This window comes from Campylobacter armoricus (assembly GCF_013372105.1).
Taxonomy (GTDB): Bacteria; Campylobacterota; Campylobacteria; order Campylobacterales; family Campylobacteraceae; genus Campylobacter_D; species Campylobacter_D armoricus.
Map to the genome: position 1 here is coordinate 1,590,445 of NZ_CP053825.1, position 22,104 is coordinate 1,612,548.

The following is a 22,104-nucleotide window of genomic DNA, read 5'->3' on the forward strand; positions in this document are numbered from 1 at the left end:
TTTATGATAAAAGCAAAAAAACATTTTGGACAAAATTTTTTATGTGATAAAAGCGTGGTAGATAAAATCATCCAAGCCATACCCAAAGATACTAAAAATATCGTTGAGATTGGGCCTGGCTTAGGTGATTTAACGCAAGAACTTTTGAAAATCCCACAAGCTTATATTAGAGCTTATGAGATTGATAAAGATTTGATTCCTATTTTAAATAAAAAATTTCAAAATGAGATTGAAGGTGGAAATTTTGAGCTTATTCATCAAAATGCAAGTGATGCTTTTGATCAAGGAAGTTTAAGTGAGAAAGAGTACTTTTTAGTAGCAAATTTACCATATTATATTGCTACAAATTTGATTTTAAAAGCCCTAGACGATAAAAATTGTCTTGGGCTTATAGTAATGGTGCAAAAAGAAGTCGCACAAAAATTTTGTGCAAATGAAAAAGAAAGTAATTTTTCGGCTTTAGGAGTACTTTGTGCATTAATATGCCAAAGACAAATGCTTTTTGATATAAATCCAGAAAGTTTTAACCCTCCACCAAAAGTTACTTCAGCTGTAATGAAACTAATCAAAACCACTCATTATCGGCAAAAATGTGAAAACATAGAAGCTTTTAAAGATTTTCTTAGAGCTTGTTTTCAAAACCCTAGAAAACAACTCTTATCAAATTTTAAAAACAAAAAAGAAAAAATTTTAAAAGCATTTGAAGCACTAAACATTCCTATCACCTCAAGAGCTCATGAAATTAGCGTTGATTTATACCTTAAAATTTATGATTATTTAAAGGATGATTATGAGCGAAGAAAACAAAACTCAAGAGCAAAATAAACCTAAAAGATTTAATAAATTTAGAAATAAAAGAAAAAAAAATTTGCAAAATCAAGAGCAAAATAGTAAAATTACAAACGAAGCAAAATTAGAAAATACTCAGGCTGAAGCTAGCGAAGAAAAAAAGAAAAAGAAAAAAAATAGAAATTTGCCTTCTAAACTAAGTGGTAATGAAGAATGGCAAGTAGAACTTTCTAAAAGTATAGAAGCCAATAAAATCATGCACGAGCTAAGGCTTCACCCTTTAAAACACAACAACTCAAGCGAGCATAAAATTCGTATTACACCTTTAGGTGGGCTTGGAGAAATAGGTGGAAATATTACTATATTTGAAACCAACAACGATGCAATTATTGTTGATATAGGTATGAGTTTTCCAGATGGAACCATGCATGGGGTAGATATTATCATACCTGATTTTGACTATGTAAGAAAGATTAAAAACAAAATTCGTGCTATCATTATCACACATGCACATGAAGATCACATTGGTGCTGTGCCATATTTTTTCAAAGAATTTCAATTTCCTATCTATGCAACACCTTTAGCATTAGGTATGATTTCAAATAAATTTGAAGAACATGGGTTAAAGGCTGAACGCAAATGGTTTAGACCGGTAACAAAAAGACAAGTCTATGAAATAGGGGATTTTGATTTAGAGTGGATTCATATCACTCACTCTATCATCGATGCGTGCGCTTTAGCTATCAAAACTAAAGCAGGAACCATCATTCACACAGGAGATTTTAAAATAGATCAAACACCAATTGATGGCTATCCAACGGATTTAAATCGCTTAGCATATTATGGCGAAGAAGGGGTGCTTTGTCTTTTAAGCGATAGCACAAACTCATATAAAGAAGGTTACACAAAAAGTGAAAGTTCAGTAGGACCTACTTTTGATCAAATTTTTGCAAAAACTAAAGGCAGGGTGATTATGAGTACCTTTAGCTCTAATATCCACCGTGTATATCAAGCTATTAGCTATGGTTTAAAATATGGTAGAAAAGTGTGTGTTATAGGGCGTTCTATGGAAAGAAACCTTTATACTACTATGGAACTTGGTTATATAAAACTTGATAGAAAAATTTTCATTGATGCAGATGAAGTAAGCAAATATAAAGACAATGAAGTACTAATTGTTACCACAGGAAGTCAAGGCGAGACTATGAGTGCTTTATATAGAATGGCAACTGATGAACATAAATTTATAAAAATCAAGCCTAGCGATCAAGTCATCATCTCAGCTAAAGCCATACCAGGAAATGAAGCAAATGTTTCTGCTGTGCTTGATTTTCTTTTAAAAGCAGGGGCTAAAGTAGCCTATCAAGAATTTAGCGAAATTCATGTAAGCGGACATGCTAGCATAGAAGAACAAAAATTAATGCTAACTTTAGTAAAACCTAAATTTTTCTTACCGGTACATGGAGAGTACAATCATATCAACAAACACAAAGAAACTGCACTAAAATGTGGCATACCTGAAAGAAATATCTACTTAATGAGTGATGGAGATCAAATAGAACTTTGTCAAAAATACATCAAACGCGTAAAAACAGTTAAAACAGGAAAGGTTTTTGTAGATAATCAAATCAACAAACAAATCGCAGATGATGTGGTGATTGATAGGCAAAAATTAGCAGATAGCGGTATAGTTGTCATCATCGCTCAGCTTGATAAAGCAAGCAAAACGCTTATTAACAAACCACGAGTATTTAGTTATGGCTTGGTGGCTGATAAACAAGATGGGGCATTCTCAAAAGAAATGAGTGATGTTTTAAGTCAATTTTTTCCAAATGTAAAGGATGAAATTTTAGATAATCCAAAAGTTTTAGAAGCCCAAATTAGACAGGTGTTAAGAAAGCATATTTTTAGAAAAATCAAAAAATATCCGACTATAGTACCAACTATTTTTGTGATGTAGAAATTTCAAAGCTTTTTAAAAAAGCTTTGAAAGATTCTTAAAGGATTAAAAATGATAAAAAATTTAAAAAATGATTTTTTAATTTTATTAAGAAACAATGTATTTTATTTTTTAATTTTTATACTTATATATTTTTTACCAAAAATTAATGAATTGATTAGAATTCATTTCATACAAAGTAATATAAACCAGCTAGATATTCTTTCTCAGATAACTTGGCTTCAAGCTACATTAGAAATATTACAAGCTTTTTTAATTGCACCTTTATTTTATCTTTTGGAACAAAAAAACGAAAATGCACTAAAAACATTTTATTTTGTTTCATTTTTTAGCTTATTATTTGTCTGCATAGGCTGGGGGGGGGGTATTTGGGTAATTGCAAAAATTGTTAATTATGATATAAATTCACATTATTTATTTCTATATTTTCAATGGCTTAATGGTTGCTTAGAATTTCTTGTGTTATTTTTTATTACTTTATTTTTGATTAAAGAAAATATAAAGATGTTAATTTTTATTTGTTTTCTTAAATTTATTATTGCTTTTTTAATAGATTTTATTTTGTTAAAATGCAGAACTTTTGGCGTGTATTCTGTAAATACAAGCTCTATTTTTTCTAATTTAGTATTAATAGTAAGTAGTATATATTATTGCGTACAAACAAAAATTTTTATATATAAGTCTTTAATAAAAAATTACAAAATCTACTGTATGTATATTAAAAAGCAATTCTTTTCAAAAGAACATATGTATCCAGCTATAGAACAACTCTTAGATAACACATCTTATATAGTTGTAATTTTAACAGGTTTAAATCTAATACACAAAAATAGTGAATACTTTACAGCTATGGCTTATTTTTGGGGAATTATGCTTGCTTTGATTTTAAGTTTTGGCAATATTATTCAAAAAATTATTGCAGGAAAAGATAAAATTTCTTTTAAAAATAAATTGATTTTTGTATTTTTGACAAATAACATTTTTGTATTTTTATTTATCACAAGCTATTTTTATATCGATATCATAGCAAATTTAGTAGGATTAAATTTAAATAACCAAATTTCCAACATTATAAAATCTCTTTATCTTGCTTATATTATTTTTCATTTAAGTTATAGTATAAAGTGTATTTTTTATGCATTAGGACTTTTTAAATTTACATTTTTAATAAGCATTATGGTAAATACATTAATATATTTACCATATTATTTTTCTCAAAATAATATAAAAAATATCAATACCATAATCAATATTTTTTCTAATGGAATATATTTCAATTGTATTATTTCTTTGATGCTTTTCATGTTTTTAATTTCTTATAAAAAGCAAATGCAAATAATAAAAATGCTACAATTATGGATTAAATTCTAAATAAACCAAGGCAAAACAATGAGAATCAACAAATTCATCTCACACAATAGCAAATACTCCCGTCGTGAAGCCGATGAGCTTATCAAACAAGGATTGGTTAAAATAAATAATAAAATAGCCCTTTTAAGCGATGAAGTTAAATTCGATGATAAAGTCTTTATAAAGGGCAAAATTTTACATAAAAAGACGCAATTTAGTGTTATTATTTACCATAAACAAAAAGGCGAGATTGTCACTAAAAAAGATGATAGAGGTAGAAAAACCATTTATGATACTTTACCTAAACAATTTAAAACTTGGCTAAGTGTAGGTAGGCTTGATTTTGCTAGTGAAGGTTTGCTTTTATTAACTGATTCTCCTGTGATTGCAGATGCATTAATGCATAGTGATTTAGAAAGGGAGTATTATTTAAAAGTAAAAGGAAGTGTTGATAAAAATGTTATCGAAGCAATGCAAAATGGTTTAGAAATTCAAAACGAAAAAAAAGGAGCTCATGCTAAAACAAAAATCACTTCTATGAGTTTTGCTCCTTTTATTGATTTTGAAATTTTTGGTTCAAGTGGTGGATACACCAAATTAAAAGTTATCATCAATGAAGGTAAAAACAGAGAGTTAAGACGCTTTTTTGGGCATTTTGACTTAGAAGTGATGGACCTTAAACGCGTAGCTTTTGGAGCTTTGGATCTTGGTATGTTAAAAGCAGGAAAATACCGCTACTTAGAAAATGGAGAATATGAAAAATTGCGTGATTTTTTAAAAACAAACGATATTAAATATTAATTAATACTTTAAAAAGACTTAAATTAATTAAAATTTAATTTTAATTTTGTATAATTAACAATTTAATTTATATAAAAAAGGAAAATTATGGCAAACCATAAATCTGCTGAAAAAAGAGCAAGACAAACTATCAAAAGAACTGAAAGAAATAGATTTTATAGAACAAGATTGAAAAACATTACAAAAGCAGTTCGTGAAGCAGCAGCAAACAATGACAAAGAAACTGCACAAAATGCACTAAAAATAGCTAATAAAAGTATTCACGCTATGGTAAGTCGTGGATTTTTGAAAAAACAAACTGCATCACGCCGTGTAAGCAGATTAGCATTATTGGTAAATAAATTAGCATAATTTAATGTTAGCTGATAAACTCAAACCTTTTTTAGAACGCTTTGATGAGTTAAATACTCTTCTAAGCGATATTAATATTTCTAATGATATCTCTAAAATGACAGCTCTATCTAAAGAGCAAAAAAACTTAGAACCTATAGTAACAAAAGCGCAAGAATACCTTAAGACTTTAGATGATATAGAAGAAAATAAACTTCTTCTACCTGATATAGAATTAGGCGAATTAGCAAAAGAAGAATTAAAAAATTTAGAAATTCTTAAGCCACAACTTGAAGAAGAATTAAAAATTCTTTTACTGCCAAAAGATCCAAATGATGATAAAAACATATTCTTAGAAATTCGTGCAGGAACAGGTGGAGATGAAGCTTCATTATTTGTTGGCGATTTAGTAAAAGCTTATATACGCTATGCTGAAAATCGTGACTATAAATACGAAATCGTGAGCTCAAGTGAAGGTAGTGTAGGTGGATTTAAAGAAATTATTATTCTCATAAAAGGAAATGGAGCTTATTCTAGATTAAAATATGAAGGTGGAACACATAGAGTTCAAAGAGTACCTGAAACAGAATCTCAAGGTAGAGTTCATACTTCAGCTATTACGGTTGCTATTATGCCCGAAGTTGATGATGTAGAAATTCAAATCAATCCAAATGATTTGAAAATTGATGTAATGCGTAGTAGCGGACATGGTGGACAAAGCGTAAATACCACAGATAGTGCTGTAAGAATCACTCATATTCCAACTGGCATAGTCGTAGTTAATCAAGATGGCAAAAGCCAGCACAAAAACAAAGAAAGCGCGATGAAAGTCTTAAAAGCAAGGCTTTTTGAAATGCAAGAACAAGAACGCCTAGCCAAAGAAAGCGAGACAAGAAAATCACAAGTTGGAAGTGGTGATAGAAGTGAGCGCATACGCACTTATAATTTCCCTCAAAATAGAATTAGCGATCATAGAATTAATCTTACTTTATATAGACTTGATGCGATTTTAGAAGATGGATTGTTTGATGAAATTATAGAGCCTTTAATTGCTTACCATCAAGCAGAAGCTTTAAAACAAGAAAATTTATAATCCTCACAAATACCAAATAAATATTTTACCTCCCTAGAGCTTGCTTAACTTAACGAGTTTGCTTAATAAGGAGTTTATGTTTTTCACAAAAAGCTTTTAGGCTATTGTAGCTTAATCATTCTCTATTTATTATAAAGAATGATTGTTTTGTTACTTATAATTTGTTTTAAGCAAACTCTAGGCAAATAAAATCACACTAGCTAAATAGCTAGTGTGTATATTACCACCATAAACCTAGTTTTAAAAACATAGTATGAGAGGTAGTATTATCAAATGTAAATGCTCCTGCATAATTTAGTGATAAATCAGCATTATTAGCTATATTATAAGAAAGTCCTAATTGACCAAAGCCATAATACTTAGAAGTTTGTACTTCTGTAGTAAAATGATTAGCACCTAATCTTAAATTACCTTTAGCATCTTCATAAAGATTTACTATAGCACCTATAGTTACATTTGATCTTAATTTATCACTCCAAGGTTTATACCATTTTAAAGCAGCACTTGCATCTATAAAGTTAAATTGTTCTGCTAAATAATGCTCTCTTAGACCATCTATATGTTTTAAGCTAAAGTTTTTATTACTCATACCATAATAACTCAAACCAATTTCAGGAGTTATTCTAGCTATTTCTAAGGTATTATAATAATTAGCACCTACTTTTACATCTATCCCATAACCATAAGTTTGAGTATCACTTTCTATAGTAGCAGGTATATTTTTATAAGTTTTTTCTATATCTGTTGTAGTATAATCAAATCTTGTACTAGCACTAATATAGTATTGATCTATACCATCTCTTGCTAATACTCCATAATAAGTTAAACCACCATAATAAGTTTTATCATCAAATTTTAATCTTTGAGTGGCTTGTTCTTTAGAAGCATCTTCATAACCTAAATAAAAACCTATAGTACCATAATCATTTGGTAATTCTCTTAAAGAACCACCTATTAAACCTGTAGTATTAGCACTTAATTGTCCTACACTATTTCCTATCTTAATAGATGAATGATTATAATAAGGAATTAAGAAAGAATGGTTTTTTGCATTTGGATTTTTATTTGGTATAAATATATCTTCTAATTCAGCTAATAAATCAGCATCATTACCATAAGCTTCACCTTTTTTAGATAATTCCATATCTAATACTTGAGAAAATTCTGTTTGGAAGTTTTTAGCTGTAGTATCTCTTAATATATTAGAAATATTTATATTTCTTAATCTAGCTGAATATACCATAGATTTAGCTAGAGTTTTACCACTTAATTCTGATACATTAACATTAGCTATATATCGACCTTCACCTAAACCTAAAAAGTCATAAATTCCTGATAAGCTATGTATGTTATTAGCATTTACACCTGCATTATTGTTTATTTTATCACCTATTACTTTACCATTTTCATCAATAAAGAAAGTATTGCCTTCATAGATTGTATTTAATTTTAAATTGCTTGTATTTACATAGATTTTATCTGCACTAATACCACCTATATTATTTCCACCTACTATAATGGCATTTTCTAATCTATTTGCTATATCTTCTTGAGTAGTTCCTTTGTATTCTAAATCATTAAAATACCAACCATCTATACTAACTTTACCATTGTCATTGTTTTCTATATGGTAGCCATTGTTATTTTTACCTATAAAGCCTCCATGCCAAGAAGCTTGAGTAGAACCATTTCCAGAATGAATGTGTCCATTACTAAGGATTAAAGTTCCACTATTGGTAATACCACCATGAATATTACCTGTATTAAATATATCTATATAACCACTATTATTAATACCACCATATATATGAATATCTTTATCAGTATTAGGATTGTTAATATCTCCTGAAGAATTGATAAGTTTTTCTATAGTGCCACTATTATTAATACCATAAGTAATATCTTGAGTAGCTAAAGGACTAGCTTCATTACCTATAATGCCTGTATTTACTATAGTGCCTATAGTACTTTTATCAAGACTTATTCCTTTTTCTATAGTTCCATTATTTAAAATACTATTAATGTGAGATTGTTCTTTTAAGTCTATAGAGCCTTGAATATTTTTTTCATTGTTTATAGAGCTAATATAAGATTTATTATTTAAAGATATATTACCACCTATAGTGTTTTTATTATAAACACTTCCATAAATGAAAGATTTATCTAAAGAGATATTACCTTTGATAGTTCCTTCATTAAGTATAGCTGTGCCACTTTCATCATATTTTAGGGCATCTTTTTCTTGTTTTAGGCTAGCTATGGTTGCGCCATTTTTTAAGTCAATAACATTACCATTATTTACAGAAGTTCCATTATTATTTACACCTATGGTTCCTTTATTATGTATGCCTGCTTTACCACCTGCTATGAGAGCATTAGGACCATCTAATTGGATATAGTTTTTAACATGTTGATTACCATTACCTACACGAATACCCGCACCACTTTGACCTAAAATAGTACCTTTGCTTATTATAGTACCTATATTAGTGTTTAAATTATTATTACCAGAAAATTCTTGTATATTTATACCATTATTTTTACCTATAATTCTACCATCATTATTTATAGTATCTATTGTTCCTGTTCGTCCCCATTCACCATATACTATAATACCATTGTTATTGCCTTGTATTAAACCATTATTATTGACTGTCTTAACACCTCCTCCATAAGAAAAAATGCTTAATCCATCTCCTTTTTTACCTGTAATAGTTCCAGAATTTGATATTGTTTGGATATTTGCACCATTACCAGTACCTATACCCGCATTATTTCCAGAAATCACTCCAGAATTTTCTATAAGTTTTGTACTACTAGCAATATAAATTCCTCTATCGTTACCATCAATAGCACCTTTGTTTATAATAGTATTAATAGATCCATTCCAAGGTCCTGTTTTGATACCACCATTAATCACACTATTTTCATCATTAATAATACTTGTAATATTCCCAATTACAAGTACATCCTTATTAATAGTTCCATGATTCATTAAATTTTGAATTACACTATTCTTATCAACAAATACACTCCCTATAGTTCCCTTATTATCTATAGTTTTTATCGAGCCTTGATTTTGAACTGTAACTCCTCCTATGGTTCCCTCATTATCTATAGTTTCTATCGAACCTTGATTTTGAGTTCTAATTCCACTAATAAACCCACTATTATCCAAAGTTTTAATTACATTGTTGCTACCATTAACACTTATACCATTACCTTTACCAGTTATAATTCCACTATTGGTAAGATTGTTTATAGTATTATTACTACCTTTAATTTCAATTCCATTAAAAGTACCACTATTGATACTTCCACTATTAGTTATAGTAATATTATTATTGTTATTTCCTTCTACACTAATACCATTACCACTTTGATTATTTGTATTTGTAGAATCAATAGTTCCACTATTATTAATATTTACATTAGTAGCACTGCCATTAATTAAAACTCCACTACCATATTTATTATTATTAGTTATATTTCCCTTATCTGTAATGGTTAAAGTTCCACCATTATTACCACTTATAGTTACTCCACCACTTTTAGAATCTGTGATAGTACATTCTCTATTAGAACAACCACCACCACTAATATCTCTTGATATATTGCTTCTAGCATTAGCAATAGTTATACTACCATTAGAAACTTTATCATTAATAGTTGTAATACTAGCATTAGCACAGGTAGCTAAAAAAGATATAGTTGCTAAAGATAAAAAAGTTTTTTTAGTAAAAGAAAGATTATTATGTGTAATATGTTTGTTTAAAACAAACGAATTAAAAGAATTAGTTAAAGATGAAGTTTGGTTTGATTGAAAATCAATACCCCCCCCCGTGAAATAAGACATATAAACTCCTTAATTAATAAATGAATTTAAAATAAAATCGAAATTATAATATCATTTATTAAATAAGTATTAAATATATCTTTTGTATAGTGAAAGACTATATAGTCAATATGGGGGGGGGTATTGGTTTAGGTTTGGTTTATGTTTTTGGTAATTTAAAAGCTACAAATGTTTCAAAATTTATCCATTTAAAAAATAAACTCTACTAATCAAATCTTTAAAATATTTAGAGTGAATTAAATTTTGACAAGACTTTGATTTTGATGAGCTTCTAATCTCGCTTTCGCCCAAAGACCTTATAAGCTCATCAAGCTGAGTTTTTGTGCTTTGATTATTTGGTTCCTTTAAAAGTTGATTTTTTAAATTTGCAATATTTTCAATTTTATTTTTATATGAAGAATTAGGCGCAAAAGCCAAAAGCAAAACACTTTCTTTATCTACAAAAAACACCTTAAAACACTGCTCATCATTACCTACACTAAAATCTAGCTCTTTAGTAGCATTTTGCAAAGAGGATAAATCTTCATTTTTAACATTAGTTACATTACTCATTAAAGCTATACTTGAAAGACTTTCGTTTTTTAAAACATAAGCATTAATATCACTGATAAAAATTTTAAGATTTCCTAATGCTTGGGTTGTGCTAGCCTCATCTTTACTAGAACTAAATTTAGGTAAAGCTATAGCAGCTAAAACTCCAAGTATAATCACTACAAATACAAGCTCTATAATAGTAAATGCCTTTTTCATAATCCACCTTGTAAATTTTTAACCTTAGGATTTATAAGATCTTCTTCAATACTTACAAATTCTTTACGCTCATAAGCCTCGCAAGCTGCTCTTGCTATCATCAAAGCATTATCAGAACAATACTCAAGTGGGGCCAGCAAAAGCTCACATTGATAGCTTTGACATAAATACTCTATTTGGCTTCTTAAGCTTAAATTTGCACTCGCACCACCTACTATACCAAAGCGTTTGAACTTGTATTCTTTAAAAATTTTCTCAAGTTTATTTACAATATGAGCAATAGCTGTTTTTTGAAAAGCAAAGGCAATTTCACTTTTTCGTTCATTTGTGAGTTCTTGTTTTAAAATTTCTAAGCGTACTTGGTTTTTAAGCCCTGAAAAGCTATAAGCTAATTCTTTAGAATGAAATAAAGGTATGCTAAATTCTAAATCACTTTCCTTTATATTTTTAGCCAAATTCTCTATGATAGCTCCACCAGGATAACCTAAATTCATCATTTTAGCTACTTTATCAAAACTTTCTCCAAAACTATCATCGTTTGTTCTTGCAAGTTCATTGATTTGTCCTTGCTTATCAATAAAAAGCACCATAGTATGTCCGCCACTTACAAGCAACACACCCATATCAAAATTTGCTTTTTTATCTAAAAACATAGAATAAATATGTCCTTTTAAATGATTGATTGCAATGAGTGGTAAATTTAAACTAATAGCTAGCATTTTAGCCATAGCTACTCCGCCTATTAAACTCACACTAAGACCAGGTTCGCTAGTAACTGCTATAGCACAAAGTTTATCAAAATATTTTTGGCATTTTTCTAAAATTTTTGGCAAAGCCTCACTATGTAATCTTGCTGCAAGTTCAGGCACTACTCCACCATAAGGACTATGTGCATTTTCTTGTGAAATTTTTGTATGAAAGATACATTCAAAAGTATTTTTCTCAATGATAGCAATAGAGCTATCATCACAAGAACTTTCTATAGCAAGGATTAAATTTTTCATTGAAATTCCACTAAAATCATACCGATAAATTTATCTTTTTTTTCTGCTTTTTCTATATCTTTTGTGGGTATATTTACTTTTTTAATTTCCTTAAATTTAGAATTTTTTTCTAAAATTTGATCAGATAAATTTGCATTTTTTAACTCATAAAACTCCACTCTATAAATTTTCCTTTTTTTATCTAAAGAATAACGACTTTGCATTTGATTTTTACTAATTAAAATATCACTTTCATCAACACCTCTGTCAAATCCTATAACATTCACTCTTATACCAGCAATAGAAGGAATTTTAAAATTATTTTTTACCATGATTTTTTGAGCAAAATTAGTTTGTATGTTTTTATCATCTACTATCATCTCGATATTATCCAAAGCATTTGAAAATTCAAAGTATTCAGGATATAGTCTAGTTTGCAAACGATTTCCGTAGTTAATAGAATATGAATTTGCATTTGAAACTACTGCTGTGATTTCATTACTTGCTTGATAATTTAAGGTTTGATTAACAGGAAAAGGTAAAAAATTTATAGCACCGGCTGGTTTATCAAGATAAAGCAAAATTTTATCATTAAAAAGTCTTACCTCTAAAGGTTTTTCAATGGCCTTATAAACACCATTTGGAGTTAGATCAAAAGTTCTTTTAAATTCTATATTTGCTTTTTTTAGATAATACTCCACTGCTAAAAGATGATAATACACTCTTAAATGTGTTGGTAAGTTTTTACTTGCTTCATTTGCAAAGGCTGCCTTATGATTTGACACTACAAAATATGTTAAAGCCTTCAACATATCCTTATCATTGTTTTCTTGAGTTTTGGTATTTTTTAAATGGTATTGGTGTTCTTCTTTTATCAAAGCTTTATTGATGTTTTCCACTGCTTCTTTGGCTATATTTTCTAAATCTGCGTATTTAGTAGAATTTACCTCACTTTGATCAATTATGCTAGTATTACCCCAGCGGTTTGGATTTTTATCTTTGCTTTCATATTGTGGTCTATAAAAGCCACTCCCATCGTGTAAATTTATGACCATATTCACTTCAGGATCTAAAATCAGCTTTTTTATACGCTCTATAGTGTGAAAATCTGGATCATTTTCATCTATATGAGCAAACTTTCTGTTTAAATCTCCAAAATTCCCTCTATTTCTAGCAATAATGCTTTCAAAAGCTAAATTTGGTGCAACGATGATTTTACCTTTAGTAATATTATAATCACTCAAAAGCAAACTAGCAGCATGAAACCCACCTGGCTCATCACCTTGAATTCCTCCAAGAATCAAAACCGTGTTGTTATCATCTAAGCTTTTTCCATTTTCTTTAACACTAAATTCTAAAGAAAAAACCACATTTATAACAATCAAAATACTTAAAAAAAATCTCACTTCATTTCCTTATTTAAATAAAGCCTTACTTGCTTATCATACTCAAATACATCTTCAATTTGGTTAATCTTTGGCACTCCAAAATGATCTAGTGCTTTAAATATTCCTTTTGCTATATCTAAAAATTGTGCTTTTTGAGCTAAAAATTGATACACCATATATTCATTTGCACTATTAATAATCACACCCAAATCAGGCTCTTTTAAAAGTTTATCTTTAAGTGAAAATATAGGATATTTTTTTAAACTAATTTTTTCAAATTTTAAATTTGGCATAGCTAGCAAATCCAAATTTTTGATAAAACTTTGATTATGTGTGTTTAAAATTGCTTGAGCTATAGATAAACGCATATTTGCATGAGAAAAATATGCACTTATGCCTCCATCTTTAAATTCACACAAAGCATGCACTAAAGATTTTCTTTCTATCAAAGCATCTATTTGTTTGATACCATAAAGATGATAAGCTTCAATGATTTCAAAAAGTTTATTACACATACTTGCACTATCAATAGTAATCTTAGCTCCCATACTCCAGTTAGGATGCTTAAGAGCTTCTTTTATACTAGCATTTTTTAAATCTTTGATTTTATATTTATAAAAGGCTCCACCGCTTGCTGTAATAAAAAGCTTTTTTATATCTTTTCTTTTATCTATTAAACATTTTAGTGCTGCGTGTTCGCTATCTATAGCTTTTATTTTAGAAGTATCAAAAAATTTCCCTGCTACTACTAAACTTTCTTTATTAGCTAAAGCTAAAGTTTTACCAAGCTTTTGTGCTTTTAAACTTGAATTTAATCCTGCAAAACCTACTATAGCATTTATCACCAAAGAGCTTTTACACTCAGCTATCATCGTCTTTAAGCCATCTTGACCGCAAAATACCTTATTATGATTAATCAAAATTTTATCTTTTTCATCTTGAATACATACAAATTTAGGCTTAAAAAGAGCTATTTGCTCATTTAAAAGCTTGATATTTTTACCACAAGATAAAGCCTCTATGGCTATATTTTTTTCTTTAGCAATAAAAAGAGTATTAACCCCTATACTTCCTGTGCTTCCAAGAACAATCATACCAAAGTTGCCATTGCAAATGCTGCAATGATAACAGCATCAATTCTATCTAAAACTCCACCATGCCCTGGGATTAAATTACCACTATCTTTAATGCCTGCTTGTCTTTTAAAATAACTCTCTAACAAATCCCCTATCACAGCAAAAACAGCTACAATCAAAGATATATAAATACTTTTTACCACACTAAATTCAAAAGAGCCTATTATAGTTCCTAAAATTCCTGCACAAACTACTCCTCCCACAACACCTTCTAAAGTTTTATTTGGACTTGTTGGAGAAAAAGCCCTCTCGCCAATTAACTTTCCTATAAAATACGCTCCACTATCACAAGCAACGACAATCACTATAAGCCAAAATAACACAAACATACCTTCATAACTTAATACTTGATAAAGCATCAAAATAGGCAAAGTTGGATATATATAAGGCATAAGTTCATTTAAATTCTCGCTTTTTTTATAAACTAAATATCCCAAAATCAAAATCAAAGCCATAATACCTATAAAAAAAGGCTTATCCAAAAAAGCTCCTATGATAAAAATACATACCCCAGTAAAAGCATTTGCATATTTACTTTTAAACATAGTTTTTGCTTCATTAAAAGCTAAAAATAATAATGCAGCAAAAATAGCAAGATTAATAAAAAAATTATTTATCAAAGCAACTACAACAATCACTGCTATCATCACAATAGCACTAAGAATTCTTGTTTTTGAAAACATTTCTATCCTTTTATATACTTAAATCAAGCAAATGAGAACTCTTCTTAGGAAATTCTTCTTGCGTTTGCTCTTCTTCGTCTTTATTAGCTTGTTCTTGATGATTTTTTTTAGAATGTTTTTTCTCTTCTTCTTGTCTTTCTTTTACCTCATCACTTACTTCGTGAGTTTGATTTACTTTTTCAAGTTTTTCAACAGCTTTTTCTTTTGCTTGAAATTCACTCATATTAACTAAATTCGCAAAAGATTCTTTTGCAAGATCATTGCTTATTTGTGCTGAATGCACTGGTGCATTTTGGTTAGCATAATTTACGCCACCTATGGGACTTATAGGCATATTCACTCCTTTAAAATGCTTATGGTCTTATAATTTGTATAATTTACAAAAGCTTTTTCTCTAATTTTAACAAAATTCTTACTTGTATAATCGACCAAATAAGCTCCTGAGCTTAACTTAGAAAATTCAACACAAAGTTTTGCAGCAAATTCTAGCACTAATTGACTTATTTTTAATTTATTTGAAGTAATAATCACATGTGCGCTAGGATAATCTTTCACATGTAGCCATATATCATCTTTTTTTGCTACTTTTAGCAAGTATTCATTGGCTTTTTCGTTACGACCTACACTAATTTTAAACTCATCAAAATAAAAACTACTCACCCCTGCATTGAGTTCTTCTTTTTTTGTATTTTTAGCCTTTTTAGGCATCAAAATTTCAAGTTCTCTTAATGAAGCACTTTTAAAAATCAAATCTTTTAAATTAATCAAAAAATCAAGTTTTTCATTTAAAATTTCTCTTTCTATGTTGATATTTTTAGCCTTTTGTTTTAGTTTTTTTACCATTTTATAAAATTCATTAGCAGTATTTTTAGGAGTATCATCGAGCTTAAATTCAAGCTCTTTACCATTAAAATCTTGTAAAATAAATTCTCTTTGGTAATCTTTTAAAGAATTTAAATTTGCAAATAAAATATCCGCTTTTTGGCTTAAATTTTGCGCTTTTTCTAGCATAATATCTTCTTGCTCTAAATTCGCAATACTTTCTTTAAGATTTAGAATTTTTTTATCAATATTTAAAAGCTTATTTTCTTTGATCTCTTTTAAACGATTTTGTTGCAATTTTTTAGCAATATCTTTAAAATAAATATCAAAATTATCAATTTTTACAAAATCTTCTTTAATTTCATAAGCTTTTAAAGCTTGCAATTGCTCGCCTATTTTTACAATGCGATAGCTTTTATCTATATGACGCAAAGCTTCTATTACAATCTCATTTGTATCTGTGATGATTACATTGGTATTTTTACCTGTAAATTCAAAATAAATTTTAGCTCCATAAGCTTTGTAAGATTTTTCTGATAAAACCTCAAAAGATAAAATTCTGTTATTTTCTAATACTTCTAAATTTAAAATTCTTGCATTAGAAAAATACTTTTTAAGCATAAAATCAAAAGGTGCATTGTAAGTTTTTGCTTGAATTTTGTCTTGATAAATTCCACTTTTACCACGCGTTAAATCTACTATAAAAGAATGGTGATCTAAACTAAGCTCTAAAACATTATCATCAAGTCTTTTAAGATAGTTTATTCTTTGAAATTGTTTAAAATAATCTTTTATTTGTATTAAATCTGTATATTTCATAAATATATTATAAAATATTTTGATGAATTTATGAGGTTTTTTATGGATGAAAAAATTCCTTATCCTTGTGTGATTTTATGTGGTGGAAAATCTTCACGCATGGGAGAAGATAAAAGTTTATTACAAGTTGATGATAAAAATTTAACTTTTTATCAATATGAAAAAATGTCAAAAATATTCACCCAAGTTTTTATAAGTACAAAAAAAGATAATTTTCATTGTCAAAAACTACCACTTATTTTAGATGAGAATTTAAACAACCACTCTCCACTTATTGCTTTAAATTCTATATTTAAACATTTTCAAAATACTTATATATTTATCCTTAGTGTAGATACTCCAAATATAAGCAAAGAAAGTATTTATAAACTTTTTAATTGTTTAACTTCTCAAAATATACTTTTAGCAAATACAAAAAACCATAAGCACTATTTATGTGGTTTTTACCATAGTAAAAATTATGAAAAAACTTTACAATTTTTACAAGAAAATAATCACAAACTAGCTCTTTTTTGTGCTACAATGAAAGCAGAATTTATAGAATTTGAAAACGAAAATGAATTTTTAAATTTAAATTATTTTGATGATTATAAAAAGTGGCTTAATGAAAAAAACCATACTATTTCTTAGTGTTTTAAGTGTATTAGCAAATGATGATTTAATCAACCAAGCTTTAGAATATGAAAAGCAAGGTGAATATAAAAAAGCAATGCAAATTTATAAAAATATAGTCTTAAAAAATACAAAAGACAACACCTTTTTGCAACATTCTTTAAACACTGAACAAAATACTACAAAACCAACTTACAAAATGAAAGATTTTAATCCTAGAAAAGAAGCTCTAGCAAACTATCTTGGCACAGAAAAATCTTACAATCCTTTTGGTATTAGCACACATAATCTTAGCTATTTTATGCCTATTTCTTATAATTTTAGCAAAAGAGATTATAAAAGCACAGAAACTAAATTTCAAGTTAGTCTTAAAAAAACTCTTTTTGAAAATCTTTTGGGGTTAAATGAAAGTTATAATATAGGATATACTCAAGTTTCGTGGTGGCAACTATATAAACATTCTTCCCCATTTAGAGAAACTAATTATCAACCAGAATTTTTTATTAATTTTCCAATAAGCGGACATGATATTTTTGAAAATTTAAAAAATGTGCGTATTGGTTTATTACATGAGTCAAATGGACAAGATGACCCAAAATCAAGATCTTGGAACAGAATTTACCTAAGCAATGCATGGTTTTTTGGGGATTTTGTTTTTATACCAAGAGTTTGGCTAAGAATACCTGAAAAAAGTTCAGAAGATGATAATCCTGATATAGAAAAATATCTAGGAAATTTTGATATTAACCTAGCCTATGCCCAAGATAAATATTTCATCAATATTTTATGGCGTAATAATTTAAATTTTTCTTCCAATCGCGGTGCTATAGAAATAAGCGGTGCTTATAAAATTTCCAATAATGGCTTGTATATTTATACTCAATATTTCAATGGTTATGGCGAAAGTCTTATCGAGTATAATAAATCTTCAAGTAGGCTCTCAAGTGGAATATTACTAATGTATTAAACATGGAAAAATTTTGTTTTATTAAATTTATTATTAGTGATGAAAAATCTTTTAAAAGATTGTGTGATTTGTTTAACTATATCAAAATCTTAAAAGATGAAAATTTACAAATAGAAGATTTATACGCGGATAAAAATATACATAATTTTTATAGCGAAAAAGAATTAGAATATTTCTCAAACAAAGATTGCTGGGAATTTGATGATATATTTGATTGTATAGGAAATGGAGAATATTATTTTCACTCCATAGAAAAAATAGAAGAAAATATCGCCAAATTGTATTTTTACCCAATTTCTTTTCCTTATGGTGGAGTTGAGCCTATAATAGAGTTTATAAAATCATTTCGGATAAAAATTCTTACAATTGATTGTGGCTATATGGAAGAATTTGAATATTAAAAGCCTTTTAAGACTTTTAATATCAAAGTAATAAAAATGCTATAACACTGCCTAAAATCAACAATGAGCCATTAAAACATATAAAAGTTGGGATACAAGTATCTTTAATATGATCGCCTTGTTTATCCGCACTAAGTCCTACACTAACCCCTAAGGTAGTTTCACTAGCAGGTGATCCTGCATCACCTAAAGCTCCCGCAACACCTATAATAAAAATAATTGCAACAGGTGAAAAACCAAGCTCTATACATATAGGACAAAATAAAGCGGCGATAATAGGAATAGTCCCAAAAGAACTTCCTATGCCTATGGTGATTAAAAGACCTATAGCCAGCATAATAAAAATAGCTAAAAAGTGACTTTGCTCCATAAAAGGCACACTTGCTTTTACAAGCTCAGCTATACCCCCACTTTGCTTTAAAACCTCTCCATAACCAGAAGCAACAAGCATCACAAAAGCAATATATCCCATAATTTTAAGCCCATCATCAAAAACTAGATTAACTTTGTTGTATTCTACTCCACCTAAAATCACCATCAAAACAAAACCTAAAAGCCCTGACAAAGGTAAATTATGTGTTAAAATTTGCAAAATCAAAGTTAAAGTTAAACCAGCTAAAACACCCCATTCTTTTTTACTCATTTTTAGATTTTCAAAATCCATTTTAGCAATTTGTTCTTCTTGATATTCTCTTGGCTTAGCATAAAATACAAACACAGCCAAAAACAAACCAACTAGCATACAAATAGCTGCAAAAGCCATAGTTTGAGAAACTTCTCCTAAGCTAATTTGCACTCCATTTGAATTTAAATTATCCACAAGCAAAGTTTGGAAAATAAGCCCAAAACCCAAAGGCACTACCATATAAGGAGTGGTAAGCCCAAAGGTTAGCGCACAAGCAATAGCCCTACGATCTATTTTTAACTTATTAAAAAGTTTTAACAAAGGCGGAATTAATAAAGGCACAAAAGCCACATGGATAGGGATTAAATTTTGTGAAAAACAAGCAATAAGTGCTAAAGAGAGTATAAGTAAATATTTTTTATGTGAAATATAATGCGAAACTACTTTAATCAAATATGCCGTTAAATTAGTCCTAGATATTGCAGCAGCTACTGCTCCAAGTAAAATATAACTTAGTGCTGTTTGCAAATTTCCTTGCATTCCATCAATTAAAACTTTCATAGAATCCATCATAGCCTGTGGAAGCTGTGTAAAAAATTCCACCAAGGTTAAATGTTTTACATTCATAAATTTAGACCAAACGCCGACAAAAAGTCCTGAGAGTAAAACGCTAAGCAACACATTAAACCTAAAAAAACACAAAAGCGTCATTAACACAACACCTATAAACACCGGATTAGTTAAAAGCATTACATTCCTTAAATCAAAATAATTTCACATTTTAAATAATTTTCTTTAAAATACCATTTAAGTTTAAAAAATTTAAGCAAAAATTGCAAAATAAAAGCATAAAATGATAGTTTTTACTTTAAAAAAGGATACAAAATGAGAAGTGATGCGATCAAAAAAGGACACTTAAAAGCACCAAATCGCTCTTTACTTAGAGCATGTGGCTTAAATGATGAGGATTTTAACAAACCTTTTATAGGTGTGGCAAATAGCTATATAGATATCATCCCAGGACATTTTTTCTTAAATGAATATGCAAAAATCATTAAAGATGAAATTCGTAAAAATGGTTGTATTCCTTTTGAATTTAACACTATAGGTGTAGATGATGGTATAGCTATGGGGCATGATGGTATGCTTTATTCTTTACCAAGTCGTGAAATCATTGCAAATTCCATTGAAACAATGATGAATGCCCATCAACTTGATGCACTAATTTGTATCCCAAACTGCGACAAAATCACTCCAGGTATGCTCATGGGGGCTTTAAGAGTTAATGTGCCAACTATTTTTGTAAGTGGTGGGCCTATGAGAGCAGGAGTAAATAAACATGGGGAAAAAATCAGCCTAAGCTCTGTTTTTGAAGCAGTGGGGGCATATGAGGCTAAAAAAATCAATGAAGATGACTTAAAGGATATAGAGTGCAAAGCTTGTCCTAGTGGGGGATCATGCTCGGGTATGTTTACTGCAAATTCTATGAATACTTTATGCGAGGCTATGGGTATAGCACTTGAAGGAAATGGAACCATTTTAGCACTTAGCAAAGAAAGAGAAGAGCTTTTAAGAAAGGCTGCGCGTAGAATTTGCGAAATTGCCCTAGATGAGCGTTTTAAAATTCGCAATATCATCACTAAAAAATCCATTAACAATGCTTTAGTTGTCGATATGGCTATGGGCGGAAGCTCAAATACTATCTTACATATGCTTGCTATTGCTTATGAAGCAGGTGTAAATTTAGATATAAAAGAACTCAACCATATCAGTGCTAATGTAGCCCATATAGCTAAAATCGCACCATCTTTAAATACAATATATATGGAAGATATACACAAAGCAGGTGGAGTAAGTGCAGTAATGGCAGAAATTGCTAAAAAACCTGGACATATTTTAGAACTTGACACACTAGATATTAGCGGAAAAACTTTAAAAGAACGTATTGAAAATGCTAGCATTAAAGATGAAAATATTATAAGAAAAATAGACAATGCATACTCTAATGTAGGCGGGCTTGCCATACTTTTTGGAAATTTAGCAAAGCAAGGTTGTGTAATAAAAACTGCAGGTATCATGGGCGAGCGTAAGTTTAAAGGCAAGGCAGTTTGTTTTAACTCTCAAGAAGAAGCTATTAAAGGCATTATAAAAGGTAAGGTTAAAGAAGGTGATGTATGCGTGATACGCTATGAAGGACCAAAAGGTGGACCTGGTATGCAAGAAATGCTTAGCCCAACTTCTTTGCTAGCTGGTATGGGACTTGGTGCTAAAGTAGCACTTATAACAGATGGACGCTTTAGTGGAGCTACAAGAGGACTTAGTATAGGCCATATTTCTCCTGAGGCTGCAGAAGGTGGACTTATAGCACTTTTAGAAGATGGTGATGAGATAGAAATTGATGTAGATACTTATAGCATTAATGCAAATTTAACTCAAGATGAAATCACCAAACGCAAAGCAAATTTTAAAATGCCTCATAAACAAATAAATTCAAGATGGCTTAAAATGTATCAAAAGCTTGTTAGTAATGCTAGTAAAGGTGGGGTTTTAGATATAGAATAATTTTCTTAATTTCTTAAAGAAATTAAGAAATATCTTTTTAAATGTGAAAACAAAAATATGAAAAATTATGTTAAAGTGGCCGGGAGAAAGGGATTCGAACCCCTGGAGGTGTGACCCTCAACGGTTTTCAAGACCGCCGCTTTCGACCACTCAGCCATCTCCCGAAAGAATAAAATA

At 29.2% G+C, this 22,104-nt stretch carries 19 protein-coding genes and 1 tRNA gene; 10 read left to right on the top strand and 10 right to left on the bottom strand.

The features are described 5' to 3' along the window. The first annotated feature begins 3 nt into the window (after positions 1-3). The 6 genes from rsmA to prfA all read left to right on the top strand — a co-directional run bounded on the left by rsmA (position 4) and on the right by prfA (position 6,323). Complete coding sequence (gene rsmA, locus CARM_RS08090) at positions 4-825, top strand: 16S rRNA (adenine(1518)-N(6)/adenine(1519)-N(6))-dimethyltransferase RsmA (RefSeq protein WP_139427064.1); 822 nt, start codon at positions 4-6, stop codon at positions 823-825. Next, positions 791-2,749: a ribonuclease J gene (locus CARM_RS08095; protein WP_139427066.1), complete on the top strand. Its 1,959-nt coding sequence runs from the start codon at positions 791-793 to the stop codon at positions 2,747-2,749. The genes rsmA and CARM_RS08095 overlap by 35 nt, the downstream gene beginning before the upstream one ends. A 51-nt stretch (positions 2,750-2,800) precedes the next feature. Next, the gene (locus CARM_RS08100) at positions 2,801-4,120 is read left to right on the top strand and encodes a hypothetical protein (protein WP_176301022.1); all 1,320 of its coding nucleotides are present in this window, start codon (positions 2,801-2,803) and stop codon (positions 4,118-4,120) included. Positions 4,121-4,138: 18 nt separating this feature from the next. After that, positions 4,139-4,900, top strand: a complete 762-nt coding sequence (locus CARM_RS08105) for a pseudouridine synthase (RefSeq protein ID WP_139427072.1) — start codon at positions 4,139-4,141, stop codon at positions 4,898-4,900. A gap of 87 nt (positions 4,901-4,987) precedes the next feature. After that, positions 4,988-5,251 carry a 30S ribosomal protein S20 gene (gene rpsT / locus CARM_RS08110; RefSeq protein WP_139427074.1) on the top strand — a complete coding sequence of 88 codons (264 nt, stop codon included), beginning with the start codon at positions 4,988-4,990 and terminating at the stop codon, positions 5,249-5,251. A 4-nt stretch (positions 5,252-5,255) separates the two neighbouring features. Next, the gene (gene prfA / locus CARM_RS08115) at positions 5,256-6,323 is read left to right on the top strand and encodes a peptide chain release factor 1 (RefSeq protein WP_139427076.1); all 1,068 of its coding nucleotides are present in this window, start codon (positions 5,256-5,258) and stop codon (positions 6,321-6,323) included. A 220-nt stretch (positions 6,324-6,543) separates the two neighbouring features. Here prfA and CARM_RS08120 read toward each other — a convergent pair whose 3' ends face one another. The 8 genes from CARM_RS08120 to CARM_RS08155 form a co-directional block, all read right to left on the bottom strand. Then, on the bottom strand, positions 6,544-10,179 hold the full coding sequence (locus CARM_RS08120; RefSeq protein ID WP_176301023.1) for an autotransporter outer membrane beta-barrel domain-containing protein: 3,636 nt from the start codon (positions 10,177-10,179) through the stop codon (positions 6,544-6,546). A gap of 180 nt (positions 10,180-10,359) precedes the next feature. Further along, positions 10,360-10,929, bottom strand: a complete 570-nt coding sequence (locus CARM_RS08125) for a type II secretion system protein (RefSeq protein WP_139427331.1) — start codon at positions 10,927-10,929, stop codon at positions 10,360-10,362. Further along, positions 10,926-11,933, bottom strand: coding sequence for a tRNA (adenosine(37)-N6)-threonylcarbamoyltransferase complex transferase subunit TsaD (tsaD, locus tag CARM_RS08130; RefSeq protein WP_139427329.1), 1,008 nt, complete (start codon positions 11,931-11,933; stop codon positions 10,926-10,928). The genes CARM_RS08125 and tsaD overlap by 4 nt, the downstream gene beginning before the upstream one ends. Continuing rightward, positions 11,930-13,318: a M99 family carboxypeptidase catalytic domain-containing protein gene (locus tag CARM_RS08135; RefSeq protein WP_139427326.1), complete on the bottom strand. Its 1,389-nt coding sequence runs from the start codon at positions 13,316-13,318 to the stop codon at positions 11,930-11,932. Before CARM_RS08135 ends, tsaD begins: the two co-directional genes overlap by 4 nt. After that, positions 13,315-14,394: a 1-deoxy-D-xylulose-5-phosphate reductoisomerase gene (gene dxr / locus CARM_RS08140; protein ID WP_139427324.1), complete on the bottom strand. Its 1,080-nt coding sequence runs from the start codon at positions 14,392-14,394 to the stop codon at positions 13,315-13,317. The genes CARM_RS08135 and dxr overlap by 4 nt, the downstream gene beginning before the upstream one ends. After that, positions 14,391-15,119, bottom strand: coding sequence for a phosphatidate cytidylyltransferase (locus CARM_RS08145; RefSeq protein WP_139427322.1), 729 nt, complete (start codon positions 15,117-15,119; stop codon positions 14,391-14,393). The genes dxr and CARM_RS08145 overlap by 4 nt, the downstream gene beginning before the upstream one ends. A 10-nt stretch (positions 15,120-15,129) precedes the next feature. Next, a complete protein-coding gene (locus CARM_RS08150) occupies positions 15,130-15,453 on the bottom strand; it encodes a hypothetical protein (protein WP_139427320.1) in 324 nt (107 codons plus the stop codon). A gap of 2 nt (positions 15,454-15,455) precedes the next feature. Then, positions 15,456-16,760, bottom strand: a complete 1,305-nt coding sequence (locus CARM_RS08155) for an NFACT RNA binding domain-containing protein (protein WP_139427318.1) — start codon at positions 16,758-16,760, stop codon at positions 15,456-15,458. Positions 16,761-16,802: 42 nt separating this feature from the next. Here CARM_RS08155 and CARM_RS08160 point away from each other — a divergent pair, with 42 nt between their 5' ends. From CARM_RS08160 to CARM_RS08170, 3 genes are read left to right on the top strand one after another with little or no spacing between them, the layout of a single operon-like run. After that, entirely contained in the window at positions 16,803-17,390 is a 588-nt protein-coding gene (locus CARM_RS08160) for an NTP transferase domain-containing protein (RefSeq protein ID WP_161593870.1), read from the top strand. After that, complete coding sequence (locus CARM_RS08165; protein ID WP_139427313.1) at positions 17,365-18,339, top strand: phospholipase A; 975 nt, start codon at positions 17,365-17,367, stop codon at positions 18,337-18,339. Before CARM_RS08160 ends, CARM_RS08165 begins: the two co-directional genes overlap by 26 nt. Positions 18,340-18,341: 2 nt before the next feature. Beyond that, positions 18,342-18,740 (top strand): hypothetical protein, encoded by a 399-nt coding sequence (locus CARM_RS08170; RefSeq protein WP_139427311.1) that lies wholly within the window; start codon positions 18,342-18,344, stop codon positions 18,738-18,740. Positions 18,741-18,762: 22 nt separating this feature from the next. Here CARM_RS08170 and CARM_RS08175 read toward each other — a convergent pair whose 3' ends face one another. Further along, entirely contained in the window at positions 18,763-20,115 is a 1,353-nt protein-coding gene (locus tag CARM_RS08175) for a Na+/H+ antiporter NhaC family protein (protein WP_139427308.1), read from the bottom strand. Positions 20,116-20,250: 135 nt separating this feature from the next. Here CARM_RS08175 and ilvD point away from each other — a divergent pair, with 135 nt between their 5' ends. Then, positions 20,251-21,927, top strand: a complete 1,677-nt coding sequence (gene ilvD / locus CARM_RS08180) for a dihydroxy-acid dehydratase (RefSeq protein ID WP_139427306.1) — start codon at positions 20,251-20,253, stop codon at positions 21,925-21,927. A gap of 76 nt (positions 21,928-22,003) precedes the next feature. On the opposite strand, the gene CARM_RS08185 is transcribed toward ilvD, so the two are convergent. Further along, a tRNA-Ser gene (locus CARM_RS08185) sits at positions 22,004-22,091 on the bottom strand. Positions 22,092-22,104 lie beyond the last annotated feature (13 nt).